Origin of the sequence: Massilia sp. Root335 (assembly GCF_001425685.1) — a bacterium.
GTDB classification, from domain to species: domain Bacteria; phylum Pseudomonadota; class Gammaproteobacteria; order Burkholderiales; family Burkholderiaceae_D; genus Telluria; species Telluria luteola.
Window position 1 is genome coordinate 61,203 of sequence record NZ_LMCY01000052.1, and the last position, 17,371, is coordinate 78,573.

At 66.2% G+C, this 17,371-nt stretch carries 14 protein-coding genes; 8 read left to right on the top strand and 6 right to left on the bottom strand.

Going from position 1 to position 17,371, the window contains the following annotated elements; all coding sequences use genetic code 11:
• Window positions 1-33: 33 nt before the first annotated feature.
• The 6 genes from ASC93_RS26890 (at window position 34) to ASC93_RS26915 (ending at window position 7,801) form a co-directional block, all read left to right on the top strand.
• The gene (locus ASC93_RS26890; protein WP_056449998.1) at window positions 34-249 is read left to right on the top strand and encodes a hypothetical protein; all 216 of its coding nucleotides are present in this window, start codon (window positions 34-36) and stop codon (window positions 247-249) included.
• Complete coding sequence (locus ASC93_RS26895; RefSeq protein WP_056450000.1) at window positions 246-1,106, top strand: alpha/beta hydrolase; 861 nt, start codon at window positions 246-248, stop codon at window positions 1,104-1,106. Before ASC93_RS26890 ends, ASC93_RS26895 begins: the two co-directional genes overlap by 4 nt.
• Window positions 1,107-1,245: 139 nt before the next feature.
• Complete coding sequence (locus ASC93_RS26900) at window positions 1,246-2,457, top strand: efflux RND transporter periplasmic adaptor subunit (protein WP_056450003.1); 1,212 nt, start codon at window positions 1,246-1,248, stop codon at window positions 2,455-2,457.
• A gap of 12 nt (window positions 2,458-2,469) precedes the next feature.
• A complete protein-coding gene (locus ASC93_RS26905) occupies window positions 2,470-5,685 on the top strand; it encodes an efflux RND transporter permease subunit (protein WP_056450005.1) in 3,216 nt (1,071 codons plus the stop codon).
• 1 nt (window position 5,686) lies between these two features.
• Window positions 5,687-7,201: an efflux transporter outer membrane subunit gene (locus tag ASC93_RS26910; RefSeq protein ID WP_056450007.1), complete on the top strand. Its 1,515-nt coding sequence runs from the start codon at window positions 5,687-5,689 to the stop codon at window positions 7,199-7,201.
• Window positions 7,202-7,297: 96 nt separating this feature from the next.
• Window positions 7,298-7,801, top strand: a complete 504-nt coding sequence (locus ASC93_RS26915) for a DNA-deoxyinosine glycosylase (protein ID WP_056450009.1) — start codon at window positions 7,298-7,300, stop codon at window positions 7,799-7,801.
• A 14-nt stretch (window positions 7,802-7,815) separates the two neighbouring features.
• Here ASC93_RS26915 and ASC93_RS31170 read toward each other — a convergent pair whose 3' ends face one another.
• The 3 genes from ASC93_RS31170 to ASC93_RS26930 form a co-directional block, all read right to left on the bottom strand.
• Window positions 7,816-8,265 carry a hypothetical protein gene (locus ASC93_RS31170; RefSeq protein ID WP_157202138.1) on the bottom strand — a complete coding sequence of 150 codons (450 nt, stop codon included), beginning with the start codon at window positions 8,263-8,265 and terminating at the stop codon, window positions 7,816-7,818.
• Between the two features lie 265 nt (window positions 8,266-8,530).
• Complete coding sequence (locus ASC93_RS26925) at window positions 8,531-9,037, bottom strand: hypothetical protein (protein WP_056450013.1); 507 nt, start codon at window positions 9,035-9,037, stop codon at window positions 8,531-8,533.
• Window positions 9,038-9,161: 124 nt separating this feature from the next.
• Window positions 9,162-12,134: an EAL domain-containing protein gene (locus tag ASC93_RS26930; RefSeq protein WP_056450015.1), complete on the bottom strand. Its 2,973-nt coding sequence runs from the start codon at window positions 12,132-12,134 to the stop codon at window positions 9,162-9,164.
• Window positions 12,135-12,483: 349 nt separating this feature from the next.
• Between ASC93_RS26930 and infA the strand changes: the two genes are divergently transcribed.
• On the top strand, window positions 12,484-12,747 hold the full coding sequence (gene infA, locus ASC93_RS26935) for a translation initiation factor IF-1 (RefSeq protein ID WP_056450019.1): 264 nt from the start codon (window positions 12,484-12,486) through the stop codon (window positions 12,745-12,747).
• Window positions 12,748-12,763: 16 nt separating this feature from the next.
• On the opposite strand, the gene ASC93_RS26940 is transcribed toward infA, so the two are convergent.
• A complete protein-coding gene (locus ASC93_RS26940) occupies window positions 12,764-13,942 on the bottom strand; it encodes a tetratricopeptide repeat protein (protein WP_056450020.1) in 1,179 nt (392 codons plus the stop codon).
• A gap of 83 nt (window positions 13,943-14,025) precedes the next feature.
• On the bottom strand, window positions 14,026-14,898 hold the full coding sequence (locus ASC93_RS26945; protein ID WP_056450021.1) for an HDOD domain-containing protein: 873 nt from the start codon (window positions 14,896-14,898) through the stop codon (window positions 14,026-14,028).
• A 153-nt stretch (window positions 14,899-15,051) separates the two neighbouring features.
• Here ASC93_RS26945 and ASC93_RS26950 point away from each other — a divergent pair, with 153 nt between their 5' ends.
• Window positions 15,052-15,621 carry a DNA-3-methyladenine glycosylase gene (locus ASC93_RS26950; protein ID WP_056450023.1) on the top strand — a complete coding sequence of 190 codons (570 nt, stop codon included), beginning with the start codon at window positions 15,052-15,054 and terminating at the stop codon, window positions 15,619-15,621.
• Window positions 15,622-15,662: 41 nt separating this feature from the next.
• On the opposite strand, the gene ASC93_RS26955 is transcribed toward ASC93_RS26950, so the two are convergent.
• The gene (locus ASC93_RS26955; RefSeq protein WP_082548374.1) at window positions 15,663-17,342 is read right to left on the bottom strand and encodes a methyl-accepting chemotaxis protein; all 1,680 of its coding nucleotides are present in this window, start codon (window positions 17,340-17,342) and stop codon (window positions 15,663-15,665) included.
• Window positions 17,343-17,371: the final 29 nt, after the last annotated feature.

Below are 17,371 nucleotides of genomic sequence, written 5' to 3' on the forward strand. Positions count from 1 at the left end.
GATATTTGTAAAACCCAACGACAGGAGCGGATCATGAAAGCGCATCGCGATGCAGTCGCGGCAGTGTTCGGACTGGTGCTCGGCGTGGCGGCCATGGCAGGCACGGTACTCACCGACGAGTACGCGCATGCGGCCGGTGCCGAGGCGCGCGGCTACGATGCGCTGTTCCACGTCGTCGCGACGGGCGAACAATGCGGTGCGAACGCGATCCCGGCCGTGCTGGTGGCGTCCAACGAGGCCGTGCGATGACCGTCGCGCGCAAGCTGGAGAACGGCCATACGCTGGCGGTACGTGACCTGCAGGTCGTAGGCGCGGAACGACCGCTGGCGGCGCGCCTGTACAAGGCGGCGGTCGACGGCAAGCGCGACGTGCTGATCGTGTTCTTCCACGGCGGCGGCTTCGTCGACGGCGACCTGGAATGCTCGGACCCGTTCCTGCGCCACCTGGCCGAGGCGAGCGGTTACCCGGTGGTGCTGTCGTCGGCCTATACGCTGGCGACGGAGAAGCCGTTCCCGGCCGCCGCCGAGGATGCGCATGCCGTGCTGATGTGGGCAAAGAAGAATAAGAGCAAGCTCGGCTGGACGGGCAAGCGCATGCTGGTCGCGGGCATCGAGGCGGGCGCGAACCTCGCCGCCGTGTGCGCCCTGATGGCGCGCGACCGGGGGGCGCCGCAACTGGCCGGCCAGATCCTGCTGATGCCGATGCTGGACCCGGGCCTGTCGACCTGCTCGATGCGCGAGATGCCGACCTGCTCCGAGCGGGCGAAGGTGTTCGACGAGTGCGCCGCCGCCTACCGGGGTTATCTGCCGCACGCGGCCGACCGCAGCCATCCGTATGCATCGCCGCTGCAGTCGAGCCGTTTGAAGAATCTGCCGCCGGCCTTGATCCTGTCGATCGAGGACGACCCGCTGCGCGACGAAGCGGAAGCCTACGGCGGCAAACTGATCCAGTCGGGCGTGCCGACGACGGTCAGGCGCTTGCAGGCGGAACAAGGCCTGCAAGAACCGAATGCACGCAATACGTGTGCCTGTCGGGGCCACGCATTAAGCGAGATCGCCAACTTCATTGCCGGACTCGACGAGGAAGAAGAGCCGGCCAGTTGTTGATCCCGCGGATCAAGTAATCCACCACCCACGATAAAAACGTGCCCTTGAGGCACGGGAGACCTGTCTTTTCCTGAAGAAGCCTGGGAAGGACCGTTTTCGTCCAATCATTAATAAATAGTTAATAACCGGAGGGCTAACCATGAAACCGATTCAACAATTCCAGATGGCTGTGCGTCCCGTCGTGCTGGCGCTGGGTGCCGCAGGCATCGCGGCCCTGATCGCGGGCTGCTCGGACGCAACCGGCAAGGCCGCCGAAGCGCAGACCCAGGCGCAGGCCGGTCCGCCGGTGTCGGCCGCGACCGTGCTCGAGAAGTCGATCGCCGAAACCCAGGAATTCTCGGGCCGCCTGGAAGCCATCGAGCACGTCGAGATCCGTCCGCGCGTGTCCGGCTATATCACGGCCGTCAACTTCAAGCCGGGCGCGGAAGTCAAGAAAGGCGACGTGCTGTTCGTGATCGATCCGCGTCCGTACCAGGCCGAAGCCGAGCGCGCCGAGGCGGCCGCGAAATCCGCCCGCGCCAAGGCCGACCTGGCCCGCACCGAACTGGCCCGCGCCGAGCGCCTGCTGGGCGACAAGGCGATCGCGCAGCGCGAATACGACGCGAGCCTGTCCAGCCAGAAGGAACTCGACGCCAACGCGCGCGCCGCGGAAGCGCAGGCCCAGGCGGCGCGCCTGAACCTGTCGTACACCCGCATCATCTCGCCGATCGACGGTCGCGTGTCGAAGGCCGAGATCACCCTCGGCAACCTGGTCGACGCGTCGAACGTGCTGACGTCCGTCGTGTCGCTGGACCGCATCTACGCCAGCTTCGACGGCGACGAGGAAACCTACCTGCGCGTCGCCAAGCTGGCCCACGACGGTCAAGCGGTGCCGGTGAACGTGGGCCTCGTCAACGAGGACGGCTACCCGCACCAGGGCAAGCTGGAATTCGTCGACAACCAGCTCGACGCGCAGACCGGTTCCGTGCGCATGCGCGCCACGTTCGAGAACAAGGACCGCGCCATGGCGCCCGGCCTGTTCGCCCGCGTGCAGATCGGCGGCGGCGACGCGAAGCCCGCCCTGTTGATCACGGACCGCGCGATCGGCACGGACCAGAGCCACAAGTTCGTGTTCGTCGTGGGCGCGGACGGCAAGGCCGAGTATCGCGAAGTGAAGCTCGGCCCCGTCGTCGACGGCCTGCGCGTGGTGCGCACCGGCCTGAAACCGGGCGAGAAGATCGTCGTCAACGGCCTGCAGCGCGTGCGTCCGGGTTCGCCCATCACGGCGCAGATGGTGCCGATGGTCGCGACGCTCGATACGGGCAAGGCGCCCGCCAAGGATGCGGCGCTGGCCATGGCAGACAGCAAATAAGGACAAGAACACATGAACATCTCACGCTTTTTCGTCGACAAGCCGATCTTCGCGGCCGTGCTGTCGGTGCTGGTCTTCGTGGCCGGCCTCATCTCGATCTTCGAGTTGCCGATCTCGGAGTACCCCGACGTCGTGCCGCCCTCCGTGGTGGTGCGTGCCCAGTACCCGGGCGCCAACCCGAAGGTCATCGCGGAAACCGTCGCCACGCCGCTGGAGCAGGAAATCAACGGCGTCGAAAACATGCTGTACATGACGTCGCAAAACACGTCGGACGGCGCGCTGATGCTGACGGTGACCTTCAAGATCGGCACCAACGTCGAGCAGGCCGAGACGGCCGTGCAGAACCGCGTCCAGCGCGCGCTCCCGCGCCTGCCGGACGAGGTGCGCCAGATCGGCGTCACGACGGTCAAGAGCTCGCCCAACATCACGATGGTGGTGCACCTGAAATCGCCGGACGGCCGCTATGACGACCTGTACCTGCGCAACTACGCGACGCTGAACGTCAAGGACGAACTGGCGCGCATCAACGGCATGGGCGAAGTCCAGCTGTTCGGTTCGGGCGACTACGCCATGCGCGTCTGGCTCGATCCGCAGAAGGTCGCCGCGCGCAACCTGACCGCCGGCGACGTCGTGAACGCGATCCGCGAGCAGAACGTGCAGGTGGCAGCCGGCGTCGTCGGCCAGGGCCCGTCGAAAGGCGCGGACTTCCAGCTGACCGTCAACACGCAGGGCCGCCTGCAGTCGGTCGAGGAGTTCGGCAACATCGTCATCAAGACCAATGCCGACGGCGCGACCACGCTGCTGAAGGACGTCGCGCGCCTGGAAATGGGCTCGAACTCGTACGCCCTGCGCGCGCTGCTGGACAACCAGTCGGCCGTGGCCATCCCCATCTTCCAGGCGCCGAACGCCAACGCGCTGCAACTGTCGGCCGACGTGCGCGCCAAGATGAAGGAACTGTCGAAAAATTTCCCGGAAGGCGTCGAATACAGCATTGTGTACGACCCGACCCAATTCGTGCGTGAGTCGATCGACTCCGTGATCCACACGCTGGTCGAGGCGGTGATCCTGGTGGCGCTCGTCGTCATCCTGTTCCTGCAGACGTGGCGTGCGTCGGTGATCCCGCTGCTGGCGGTGCCGGTGTCCGTCGTCGGCACGTTCGCGGTGATGCTCGCCTGCGGCTTCTCGATCAACACGCTGTCGCTGTTCGGCCTCGTGCTGGCCATCGGTATCGTGGTGGACGATGCGATCGTCGTGGTGGAGAACGTCGAACGCAACATCGCCAACGGCCTGAATCCGCATGATGCGACCGTGCAGGCGATGAAGGAAGTCTCGGGCCCGATCATCGCGATCGCCCTGGTGCTGTGCGCCGTGTTCATCCCGATCGCGTTCGTGTCGGGCCTGACCGGCCAGTTCTACCGCCAGTTCGCGCTGACCATCGCCATCTCGACCGTGATCTCCGCGTTCTCGTCGCTGACGCTGGCCCCGGCCCTGTCGGCCGCGCTGCTGAAGTCGCACCACGCGCCGAAGGACGGCCTGACGCGCCTGATGGATGCCGTGTTCGGCCGCTTCTTCGCCGCCTTCAACCGCTTCTTCGGCCGCTCGTCGCACAGGTATGAACGCGGCGTGCAGGGCGTCCTGAAGCGCAAGAGCGCCACGCTGGGCGTGTACGTGCTGCTCGGTATCGCCGGCATCTTCATGTTCAAGGCCGTGCCGCCGGGCTTCGTGCCGTCGCAGGACAAGGCCTACCTGATCGGCTTCGCGCAGTTGCCGGATGCCGCCTCGCTCGACCGCACGGACACCGTGATCCGCAAGATGTCCGACGTGGCCAAGCAGATCCCGGGCGTGGAATCGTCGGTCGCATTCCCCGGCCTGTCGATCAACGGCTTCACCAACGCGCCGAACGCCGGCATCGTGTTCACAACGCTGAAACCGTTCGACGAGCGCAAGGGCAAGGCGCAGAGCGCCGAGGCGATCGCCGCCGAGATCAACAAGCGCATGGGTTCCATCGAGGACGCGTTCGTGATGGTGCTGTCGCCCCCGCCCGTGAACGGCCTGGGCACCACCGGCGGCTTCAAGATGATGATCGAGGACCGTGCCGGCGTCGGCTACGATGAACTGTACAAGGCGATCCAGGCCATCCAGGCCAAGGCCGCCACCGACAAGCGCCTGCAGGGCGTGTTCTCGGGCTACCAGATCAACGTGCCGCAGCTGTTCGCCGACGTCGACCGCGTGAAGGCCAAGCAGCTGGGCGTGCCGCTGGCCGAGATCAACCAGACCTTGCAGATCAACCTTGGTTCGCTGTACGTGAACGACTTCAACCAGTTCGGCCGCACCTACCAGGTGCGCGTGCAGGCCGACGCGCCGTTCCGTTCGCAGCGCGAACAGATCGCACAGCTGAAGGTCCGCAACGACAAGGGCGAGATGATCCCGCTGTCCTCGATCATGAAGATCAAGGACACCTACGGACCTGACCGCGTCCAGCGCTACAACGGCTACGTCGCCGCCGAGCTGAATGGCGGCCCGGCACCGGGCGTGTCGTCGGGCCAGGCCCAGGCCGCGATGGAAGAAATCGTCAAGGCCACGCTGCCGAAAGGGATCTCGTACGAATGGACCGACCTGACGTACCAGGACATCCTGGCCGGTAACACCATGATCTACGTGTTCCCGCTGTGCGTGCTGCTCGTGTTCCTCGTGCTCGCCGCGCAGTACGAAAGCTGGACCCTGCCGCTGGCCGTGATCCTGATCGTGCCGATGTCGATCCTGTGCGCCCTGATCGGTGTGAAGCTCACCGGCGGCGACAACAACATCTTCACGCAGATCGCCCTGTTCGTGCTGGTGGGTCTCGCATCGAAGAACGCGATCCTGATCGTGGAATTCGCCCTGGAGCTGGAACACCATGGCCGCAGCATCGTGGCCGCCGCGCTGGAAGCCTGCCACCTGCGCCTGCGTCCGATCCTGATGACGTCGATCGCGTTCATCATGGGCGTGGTGCCGCTGGTGCTGTCGCACGGCGCCGGTGCCGAGATGCGCCATGCGATGGGCGTCGCCGTGTTCGCCGGCATGCTGGGCGTGACGTTCTTCGGCCTGTTCCTGACGCCGGTGTTCTACGTCCTGCTGCGCACCCTGGCCAAGCGTTTCGAACGACCGAAACATGCCCACGCCCACGCCCACGACGCGGCACCGAATGCCGCCAGCGGCGACCATACGGCTGCACTGGAAGGAAACTGATATGAAAACGATGATTGCAAGGGGTGTGGCACCGCTGATGGCGGCACTGCTGCTCACGGCTTGCGCCGCCCCGGAATTCAAGCAACCGACGATTGCGACGCCGACGGCGTTCAAGGAATCGCAGACCACGCCGGCTGCTGCCGCGAATGATGTGCGCAGCGCCGCCGACGGCACCACCTGGACCGTCGGCCGCCCGGCCGAAGCCCAGCCGCGCGGCGAATGGTGGCGCGCCTTCAACGACGAGACGCTCAATGGTCTCATCGTTGACGCGACGGCGAACAACCAGAACCTGACGGTGGCCGCCGCCCGCGTGAAGGAAGCCCGCGCCATCGCCGGCATCGCGGAAGCGGACCGCATCCCGCAGATCGGCGTCGGCGCCGGTGCCCAGCGCGCCCGCCTGTCGCCGCTGGAAGCGTCGCTGCCGCAGGGCACGCCGGTCGCGGCGGCCAACAGTTACTCCGCGCGGCTGTCGGCCAGCTACGAAGTCGACCTGTTCGGGCGCGTGTCGTCGAACGTGGCGGCGGCGCGCGGCGATGCCGGCGCCGTCGAAGCGACGTACCGCTCCGTGCTGCTGTCGCTGCAGGCCGACGTGGCGCAGGCGTACTTCCGTCTGCGTTCGCTGGATGCCGAAATCGCGACCGTCAACCACACGGTGCAACTGCGCGACGAGAGCGTGCGCGTGACGGGCCGCCGCTTTGACGCGGGCGACATCGGCGAGTTCGACCTGTCGCGGGCAAAGACGGAACTGGCGACGGCGCGTTCGGAGGCCATCGGCCTGCAACGCCAGCGCGCGACGACGGAACACGCACTCGCGGTCCTGCTGGGCAAGCCCGCATCGAACTTCGCCGCGCCTTCGCGTCCGCTGCAGGATGCCAGCGCGCTGCCGCTGATTCCGGCCGGCCTGCCATCGACCTTGCTGGAGCGCCGTCCCGACATCGCCAGCGCCCAGCGCTCGATGGAAGCGGCGAATGCCCGCATCGGCGTCGCCCGTTCCGCGATGTTCCCGGCGCTGAACCTGTCGGCGGGCGCCGGCGGCGTCGGCACCAGCTTCGCCGAAGTCTTCAAATGGAGCAGCCGTTCATGGCTGCTGGGCGCCGCGCTGTCGATGCCGCTGATCGACGGTGGCCGCAACCGCAACAACGTCGTGCGCAGCGAGGCGGCGCTGGAAGAAGCCGTCGGTTCGTATCGCCAGAGCGTGCTGACGGCCTTCGCCGAGGTCGAGGACAACCTGGCCGGCCTGCGCATCCTGGCAGGGCAGAGCGCCGAGATCGAAGCAGCGGTGATGTCCGCACGCCGTTCGGCCGACCTGGCGCAGAAGCTGTACGACGCGGGCCGCGGCAGCTACCTCGAACTGCTGGACGCGCAGCGCAACCTGGCGAACGTCGAACGCACCGCCGTGCAGCTGCGTGGCGACCGCGCGGTCACCACCGTGGCGCTGATCCGCGCGCTGGGCGGCGGCTGGGATGCTGCACCGGCCGTGGCGAAGGCCGACGATACGGCGCAGGCAAGGAACTGAAGTCCCTGGCTTTACTGTGATTCCGGTAATGCCCTTTGCGGCGGTACGTGAAAGCGTACTGCCGCTTTTTTCTGGCGCGGGCGCTAGAATCGCTCCATGCCGACATCATCCGATTCGTCCCAACTCACCGGCCTCGCGCCCGTCATCGCGCCCGACACGCGCATCCTCATCCTGGGCAGCTTTCCGGGTGCCGCGTCGCTTGCGGCGCAGCAGTATTATGCGCATCCGCGTAACCAGTTCTGGAAGCTGGTCGGTGCGTTGACCGGCGAAGACCTGTATTCGCTACCCTACGAAGAGCGGTTGCCGCGCCTGCTGGTGCACCGCTTCGGCTTGTGGGACGTGCTGGCCGGATGCGAGCGCGAAGGCAGTCTCGACTCAAGCATCCGTAAGCCAGCGGCCAATGATTTCGACAGGCTGCACCGGCTGTGTCCCGAACTGGACACGGTCGGCTTCAACGGCCAGACGTCGGGCAAGGTCGCGCCGCAGTTTGAACAGCACGGCTACCGCACCGTCGTGCTGCCGTCGAGTTCTCCGGCGCATATGGCGATGACGTTCGAGCAAAAGCTGGACGTGTGGCGGGGGTTAATCGATAAGGATTGAGCGCGAAGGCATTCTTAGCGAACTGCGACAGGCGCAAAGCGCGTCCCATCGAATTCGTAGTAATGCACCGCGCTGCCGGCACCTTGTTCGTCCAGGCTGCCGTGTACGATCAGCAGGCGGCTCTCTCGCCGATATTCCAGCGGCTCCGTGATCTCGAGGTTCCAGCAGCAGACCGTAAACGGAACCCAGGCGACAGCCCCGGTCTTGGCATCAATCGCGGCGCCCATGATGCAGGACGCACCGCAGCCCCAGGTCGCCAGGACGTAGCGGCCTGCAAAATTCGTGGGCTGATGAGATGCCGTCCTGAGTGCGCTCGCATACTCGCGGCTTTTCGCGTCTCGCAAATGAACGCCGGCTGGCTTTCCGCGATATGGGGTTGCCGGAAAGTCTACAAAACGCGGCGCAGCCAGTGCCTGTTGGGAAGCGACCGCCAACAGGACAACAAGGATTCGAGTCGAGTTCATTGTTCAATACCAATGATGTTGTTGCCAAAATATCTTGGCTGCGTTCGCAGAATGATAACGACCGATGACATAACGGATGCCGCCCTGGCACTCTTCCACTAGGTCGCCGAATGACTTTTCACCCTTCGGATTCAGCGCATATTGTGCGCGCAATAGCTGAAACAGGCCACGCGCTGTCGAGTGATGATTGCGCACGCCGACAACGCCGGTTGATTCCTGCGCAACAAGCAGGGGCGACGATCTTACTGCCGGCGAAACAAATCACTCAGATCGATCCTGGCCGCGTAGCGGACACGTGACGGACGCGTGCCGGTCTTGTGGCCAGCGCCACGACCGCAGCCCCGGCAGCGACGATCAGCGCGTCTTCGATCAGTCCGCTGCGGGTCTGGCCGATACGCGCCATCGCCTGTTTGCGGACGGCGAGGGTGCAGTACGCAAGCGGGACGGCGGTTGCGACCGCGACCGCCGCGCCGGCTTCTTCCCGGCCCCGTGGCGCCAGCGCCGCGCCTGCGATCCCCGCGCTCATGACGCGCGCCAGCAGGCCCAGGAAGACGGTGCGGTCGGGCGCAGTCTTCATCTTGTCACCGAACAGTTCCCCAACGCCCATCGCGAGCGCGCCGAACGTAAAGAGAGGGCGATTCAGGAGGAATAGTTGCCCCGTCGTACGGCGGTGCGCGAGGCGTGCCGCCGCGAGGCTGGCCATGGGCGTCATCGAGCGCGCGCTGGCAACGGCGCCGATCAAAGCGGAAGAGAGCAGGCTGCGAAATGTCATCTTGACTGGCTCCTGTGCAAGTGAAGGGTTCTCGAACCGCCAAGCGGATCGAATCCGGCAAGCCAGTGTAGCCAGACAGACGACTTTGCTACGCACGCGTCGCGCGCGGCCCCTTCATGTTGGCCTACGGCACCTCCGCTGAAAGCAGCGCAGCCTGTATCTGCGCTTCGAATTCGTGGACCGGCAAGGGCTTGCCGAACAGGTAGCCCTGGAACGAATGGCAGCCGTGGGCGGCGAGGAAATCGCGTTGCGCGGTCGTCTCCACGCCCTCGGCGATCACGTCCAGTTCCAGGCCCCGTCCCATGGCGATGATCGTCTGGGCCACCATGGCATCCCGATGGCTGGCCGGCAGGTCGTCGACGAAGGATTTGTCGATCTTGAGTTGCGTGAGCGGCAGCTTCGTCAGGTAATTGAGCGAGGAATTGCCGGTGCCGAAGTCGTCGAGGGAGATGCTGAATCCGCTGGCCTTGAGCGTGTGTAACTTGAAGATCGAGGATTCGAGGTCGCCGATCGCCAGGCTTTCGGTCACTTCGAGCTTCAGCTTGTCCGCCGGTGCGCCCGTGTGCCGGATTTCGGCCAGGATGTCGTCGACGAAGCTGGCGGACTCGAACTGGCGCGGGCTGATGTTCACGGCCAGCGTGAGGCCGCGCAGGGTGTCATGGCGCGCCCACGCGGCGAGCTGGCGGCAGGCCGTGGCGAGCACCCAGCGTCCGATCGGTTCGATCAGTCCGGTTTCCTCGGCCAGCGGAATGAAGGCGGCGGGCGGGATGGCGCCGCGCTCGGGGTGGGTCCAGCGCAGCAACGCTTCGGCACCGATCGGGCGCTCGTGGGCGTCGACCTGGACCTGATAATGCAGGGTCAGCCGGTTGTCGCGGATCGCGTCGCGCAGTGCCTTTTCGAGCCAGTTGCGGTCGGCGAGTTCGGACTGCATCTCGTCCGCGAAGACGCGGACCGTATCGCGTCCGCTGCGCTTGCTTTTGTACAGGGCGAGTTCGGCCTGGCACAGCAGGGTATCCGGGGCACCCTCGCCGTCGCGGAACAGGGTGACGCCGAGCGAGCCGGTGCAGGTCAGCCGATGCCCGTCGATGATCGTCGGCTCGGCGATCGTCGTCCGGATGGCTTCCGCGGTGGCCAGGGCGCGCGCCGCCGCGGCATGCCAGTCCGTGCCGAGGCGTTCGGCCAGCAGCACGAAACTGTCGCCGCTGAACCGGCCCAGCGTATCGTCCTCGCGCTTGATCGAACGGATGCGCCGCGCGATTTCCACGAGCAGCTGGTCGCCGACCGCATGGCCCAGGGAATCGTTCAGCTTCTGGAAGTGGTCGAGGTTCACCATCATGACGGCGCCGAATTCCTGGGTGCGCGCGGCGCGGGCCATGGCGTGGCTCATGCGGTCCGCGAGCAGGACGCGGTTCGGCAGGTCGGTCAGGTGATCGAAGAGCTTGAGGTGTTCGGCCAGCGCGTGGGCCTGTTTTTCCGCGGAGATGTCCTGGAGGTTGCCGATGTAACGGATCGTCCGGCCCTGCGCGTCCGGTACGGCGGTGATCGAGAGCCGGGCCGTGTACAGGCTGCCGTCGCGGTTCCGGTTGATCACTTCACCCGTCCAGTAGCCGGTCGCCGTCAGCGTGGTCCACATGGATTCGTAAAAGGCGGCGTCGTGCAGCCCGGAGCGGAGGATGCGCGGATTCTGGCCGATGGCGTCTGCCGCCGCATAGCCGCTGATGCGCGTGAAGGCGGCGTTGACGCGCTCGATGTTGCCGTCGGCGTCGGTGATCAGCATGCCGTCCTGGCTTTCGAAGGCGACCGAGGCGATGCGCTGTTCGCGGTCGGCGCGACGGCGTTCCGAGATGTCGCGCGCGACGGCGAGGACGCCCGCGACCTCGCCGTCCGCGGCGTGGATCGGCACCTTGATCACTTCCAGGTCGCGCATGGCGCCGTCCGGTGCCGCGATGGTTTCCTCGTACCTGTGCGGCTGGCCGGTGCGCAGCACATCCTCGTCGTTTTCCTTGATGAACGCGGCGAACGCCTTGTCGGTGAACAGCTCGTCGTCGGTGCGGCCGATGATCCTGTCGCGCGGCAGGCCGAGCAGGGCCTGGGCGCCGGCGTTGCAGTGGACGTAGACGTTGTTCCTGTCCTTCAGCGCCATCGCGTCCGGGCTGTTTTCGACGAGCGTGCGCAACTGGGCCTGCTCGACGCCGAGCGCGCGTGCGGTCTGCTCCAGTTGCGCGTTCTTCTGCTGGATTTCGGCGGTGCGCGCATGGACGGCGCGGCGCAGGATCCGGATCCACAGCAGGGTGGCGGCCAGTGCCGCCAGCGCACCGAGCACCACGATCGCCACGAGGCGCAGGTAAGGCTGGAACTCCACCGGCCGGGTGAACCACTTGCTGCGCAGCGCCTCGCGCTCGGCCGGCGTAATGCGCCCCATGCCTTCCGCGACGAGTGCGAAGGTCGCCGTGTCGCCCTTGGCGACGGCCCAGTGGAACTGTCCCGAATACAGCGTGAACGCCTTGGTGAACTTCTTCTGGTCGCGATAGAGGTAGAGATAGTAGTTCGCCGGACGGTCGTCCATGCAGAAGATCTTGATGTCGCCGGAGCGGGCCGCGTTCAGGATGGCGACATAGCTGGGGTAGGTCACCTGGTTCGTGATGCCCTGCTTCGCCAGTTGTTCCACGCAGGCGTCGCCGCGCTGTACGCCCACGACGAAGCCGCTCATCGAGCGCACGTCGTGGATGCCGGAAATCGACGGATCGACATAGATGCTGGCCGACAGGCGGTCGTATGGCGGGGAGAAATCGTAGAGCGGTTCGCGTGCCGGGGTACGGAAAATCATGTCGATCACGTCGGCCCGGCCGTCGCGCAGTGCCTGTTGCGCATCCGCCCATTGCATGGGCTGGAGATCGACGTGGACGCCGGTTTTTTGTTCCCAGAGGTGCCAGAGGTCGACGATATATCCCTCGGGACGTCCGTCCGGGTTCACGAACAGGAAAGGCGGGTAGTTGTTGTCGGCGACGACGCGCAGGGGTTTGGCGTCGGCGTGCGACGCGAATGCCAGGAGCGCGAACGCGGCCGCGATCCAGCGCCGGATGACGTTCCACGGCATGGCGCAACACATTGAGCCCATTGTCTTCCCCTCCACGTCGACCGTGGCGTCATCTGCTGCGCCCGATCTTTCTCTGGATACAAGCTTAACATGGATATCGGGCGGTTCGGCGGTGTATTGCCTGTTGATCACGATTGCGCCGGCGGACTATTCGTCCCCTTTTTTTTCGCGGCAACGGCCCCATATCGGATGCATCCCCATTCACGGCGCCGCGAACCAGGCCGGCGCCGCTTTTTCCCGACCCCAGCAGGCAATGCGTGACCAGCGTCCCGAGGATGACGCTGCGATGGCTATTTCATCATCGAGTGCGCGTGCCGATGCCGGGAGGGATGGCATCGAAAGGAAAACCATGAAAGAAGAGCTGATCGAAATGCATGGCAAGGTCACCGAGGTGCTGCCGGAGCTGCGTTTCCGGGTGGACCTCGAGAACGGTCATCAGCTGGTCGCGTACACGTCCGGCCGGATGAAGAAGAACCACATCCGCATCATCGCCGGCGACCGCGTCACGCTGGAGATGTCGCCGTATGACCTGAGCAAGGGCAGGATCGTGTTCCGCCATCTCGAAACCCGCGGCATGCCCGCGCCGTCGGCCGCGCGCCAGCGCCGCCGCTGATCGACCCGGACCGGACTCAGTACAACTGCACGCTGTTCGCGCTCTGGCGCCGCAGGTGCGCCAGCTTGGCCGAGTACAGCTGGCGGTTGTCGGACTTCGTGCTGGTGTCGATCGCCTGCGCGAGCTGTTCGCGCGCCGCCTTCGCCTCGCCCAGGCGCAGCAGCGTCACCGCCAGCCAGAAGTGGAATTCGTCGTAGTAGGGCGCGCGTTTGACCTCGCGTTCGAACAGCTTGCGCGCGGCGTCGTAATCGCCGGCCTTGAGCGCGACCATGCCCTTGTCGAAGTACTGGAACGGCGGGACCGGTTCGACGGCGGCCACGCGCCGCGCCATCTCGGCCGCTTCGGCCGGGCGGCCCGTCGCCGCCAGCAGGGGCCCCAGGTTCTGCATCACGACGATGCTTTCCGGCTCGCGCTCGAGCGCGGTGCGCAGCGCCCGTTCGGCCATGACGAGATCGCCGTGGCGCTGGTAGATCACGCCCAGCGTGTTGTAGGCGATGGCGTTCGGCGGATTGGTCGCCACCGCGGCGCGCGCCCACCAGTAGGCGTCGTCGATCTTGCCCTGCACGAGCGATTCGGCGGCGCGGTTGTTGAGGTAGAGCGCGACGATGTCTTCTTCCTCCAGCTGGCGGCTGCGCAGGCGGCTCGCGTCCGGCGGCGGCAGGAAGTCGACGACCAGTTCGTGCTCGGAGGTTTCGTCGTACAGCAGGCCGGCGGGCCGGCGGTGGCCGAGGGCGATGTTGACGTGGGACGAGACGAGGTAGATGCCGCCGTCGCGGCTCCACGTCTCGTCCGCCATCACGCTGCGGAAGTGCACCGTCATGCCCAGCTGGCGCGCGAAGGCGGCCGTCATGACGACGAGCGACAGGCAGTTGCCGGCGCGCGCCGCATACGTCTCGGCGGCCGTGCGGGTGCGGCTGGAATCGTATTCGAGTTTCAGGTCGGTCTTGCTGTACAGCGCGTCGATCAGGCCGCGTTCGAGTCCCTTGTTGCGCAAATGCGCTTCGAAGGCCGGACTGTGGATATACGCCTGCATCGCGGGGCTCAGCGTGAACAGGTCGCGCGCGCCGATGGTTTCCGACGGCGGCTTGAAGGACGCGTCGGCGAACAGCGGCGGCGGCGCGGCAAGTTGCGGGGTGCTGGCGCAGCCGCCCAGCAACAGGGGTATCAGGATGAACAGGGACGCCAGGCGGTTCATATCTCCTCCTCGGCCGGCGATTCGTCGATTATCGGTCTTATGACTTGAAGTATCTGCCGGTCCGGGGCGGAAGTAAAGACGCGCTATTGGTCGACGTGGAAGGCTTCGTGTAGTTCGTCGAGCAGCTCGGCCGTTTCCTCGTCCGAGAGGCCGAGATAGGCCATCGCCCGCGCGCCGCCCTTGTTCCATTCGAGCGATTCGGCGTCGCCCTGGTATTTGCGGATCGCGCTTTCGGCCAGCAGCGACAACGCCACGAGCGAGCGCACCGTCGACGTCGTGTCGGCATCGTCGAGGACCGCATAATCATGGTGGTGCAGGATGGACCAGGCGACATCTTCCGACAGGCCCCAGTTGCGCGCCAGCAGGGTGCCGATGGCCGTGTGGCTCGTGTTGTGGCGTTCGTTTTCCAGCGCCGTGAACGGACGTTCCGCTTCCAGCGAGGCAGATGCATACGTACTCTCGTAGTCGGCGAAGCGGTCCATCAACAGTGGCACGCCGGTGTCGCAGAACAGGCCGAACGTGTGCGCCACGTCCGTCTCGCCGATGCGCAGGCGGCGCGACAGGAAGACCATCGCCTCGGCACGCCGGCTCGAGACTTCCCAGAAACTGGCCAGCGCGGCGCAGTTCGCCGGGATCGCCTGGCGTGCGAGCAGGCCCGTCATCAGGGCCGCGACCTGGTTAATGCCGAGGAACAGGATCGCCTGCTCGATCGACTTGGCCTTGCGGCGGCCGCCGAAGATGGACGAGTTGGCGAGTTTCAGCAGGGCGCCCGACATGCCGACGTCGCTGGCGACGATGCGTCCGATCACGGCCGGGCTCGGGTCGGGCGACGCGAGTTCCCGTTGCAGGTCTGCGAGCAGGCTGGGACGGGGCGGGATCCGGATCGACTTGATGAGGGCGTCGACGGGATCCTCGGCGGCGGCGCTCGAACGCGCCTGGGCAGCTGCTGTACTCATGACTGGACGGGGAAGAACGGATGATGCTGCACGGAAATACGTGCGAAGTTTGTCACTATAAACCAGTGCTGTGGAAGTTGCAGCAAAGTATTGCTTTTGTGTAGCAAAACAGACAGTGCGACCGGCCGAATCTTAACAATATAGAATTGCTTTATGTCTTCAACCATCCTCGCCGGCATCGATTTTTCCGCTCCATCCCACCTGGTCGCACGCCAGCTGATCGGCGTCACGGTGCTCGTCGACGGCGTCGGCGGGCGCATCGTCGAGACGGAAGCCTATGACGGCGAAGATCCCGCCTCGCACAGCTATTCCGGCCCGACCGACCGCAACTTCGCGATGTTCGGACCGCCGGCCCACGCGTATGTCTATCGCTCCTACGGCATCCACTGGTGCCTGAATTTCGTCTGCCGGGAAGAGGGGCATGGCGCCGGGGTCCTGGTCCGCGCGCTCGAACCCGTGACGGGACTGGACACGATGTGCGAGCGGCGCGGCACGCGCGACCACTGGCTGCTGTGTTCCGGGCCCGGCAAGTTATGCCAGGCACTGGGCGTGACGCGCGCCCTGAACGGCCGGTCGCTCGCCGCGGCGCCGTTCGAACTGGCGCCGGCGCCCGCCGGCATCGAGGTGGTCAGCGGACCGCGCATCGGGATTTCCAAGGCAGTCGACGTGGCCTGGCGCTTCGGCCTCGCCGGCTCGCGCTGGGTCAGCAAGCCGTTCCGCTGAGGCTTGTCAGCTGTCAGCTGTCAGCTGTCAGCCGTTGGCCGTCAGCCGTTGGCGGCGCGGCGCGGGCGGGGCGTCTCCGCGTCGCCGCGCGCAGTCCGGTGTTCGAGGACGGGACGGCCGCGCAGCGGGCTGTCCGGGGCGCGCCGCTCGAGCGCGGCCGCTGTCTCGTCCTGGCCGTCCTCGATGCGGAAGATCGACACGGCGCGCGCCAGGTTGACGGTCTGCTCGTGCAGGCTCGCCGCCGCCGCCGCGGCCTGTTCGACGAGGGCGGCGTTCTGCTGCGTCATGTCGTCCATCTGCCCGACCGCGAGATTGACTTCGGCGATGCCGTCGGCCTGCTCGGTGCTGGCGGCGCTGATGCGGTTGATGATGTCGTTCACCTGCTGCACGGAAGCGACCACGCTGCCCATGCTCGATCCGGCCTCGCCCACGGCGACGCTGCCGTTGTCGATGATCGCCACCGAATCGGCGATCAGCGCCTTGATTTCCTTGGCGGCGGAGGCGGAGCGCTGGGCCAGCGTGCGCACTTCGCTGGCGACGACGGCGAAGCCGCGGCCCTGTTCGCCGGCGCGCGCCGCTTCGACGGCGGCGTTCAGCGCCAGCAGGTTGGTCTGGAACGAGATGCCGTCGATGACGCCGGTGATCTCGACGATCTTGCGCGAGCTGGCGCGGATCGATTCCATCGTGGCGACGGCGCGGTCGACGGCCCGGCCGCCGCCGGCCGCCAGCCGGGCCGCCTCGGCCGCGAGTTCCGTCGCCAGGCGGGCGTTGTCGGCATTGCCCTTGACGGCCTGGGTCAGCGTCTCCATCGCGCTCGCCGTCTGCTGCAGCGAACCGGCCTGCAGCTCCGTGCGGGTCGACAGGTCCAGGTTGCCGGTGGCGATTTCCTGCGACGCCGTGTCGATCGAACGCACGGAATCGAGCACGCTGCGCAGCGTCGTGTTCAGGTTGGAGATGGTCTGGTCGAGCGCGCGCGCGGTGTCTGCGATCTCGTCGCGGCCGTCGTTGTGGGCGCTGGCGCACAGGCGGCCTTCGGCCAGCTCGCCCATGACGGCCGAGATGGCGCCGATGTCGCGCAGCATGGCGCGGCGCACGAACATCGTCACGGCCAGCGAGACGGCGATCGACAGCATGACCAGCACGGCCATCCACGTGCCCAGGTCGTGGAATTCCGTGCGCGCGGCGTCGTACGCCTGTTCGCTGAGCGTCTTTTCCAGTGCGGCCAGCTGGGCCAGCTGCTGGTTCAGCACCATGAATTCCTTTTCCGCCTTCTGCATCGAGTTGGTGGCGATCGACTGGTCGACCTGCGCCATCTCGATCGTGTCCTGCACGGCCTTGCGGTAGGCCGCGAGCGCCGCCAGCGACGCCTCCACCGGCTTGCGTTCGGCGCCGGCGGTCGTGCGCGCCAGTTCCTGCAACTGCGCCTGCACGGCCGCGTGGCGCTTGCCGATGTCGGCGATCAGGGCATCGAGGCGGTTCTTGGCGAAGCTGCCGTTGATCCAGGCCAGCAGCTGGTAGGCGTTGGCGTGGACGTACTTGGCGTCGCCCGCCACGTCGGCCACGCTTTTCAGGCGCGCGGCACGGACCTGCACGATGTTTTCCAGCGACGCGTTCTGGCGCACCATCCCGTACCAGGCGGCACCGGACAGCATCAACAGCAGCACCAGCACCATGCCGGGCGCCAGCAGCAGCTTGGGACCGATCCGTAGTTTTTTCAGCATGTTGCGCTCCGCTCGACAAGACAAACGCG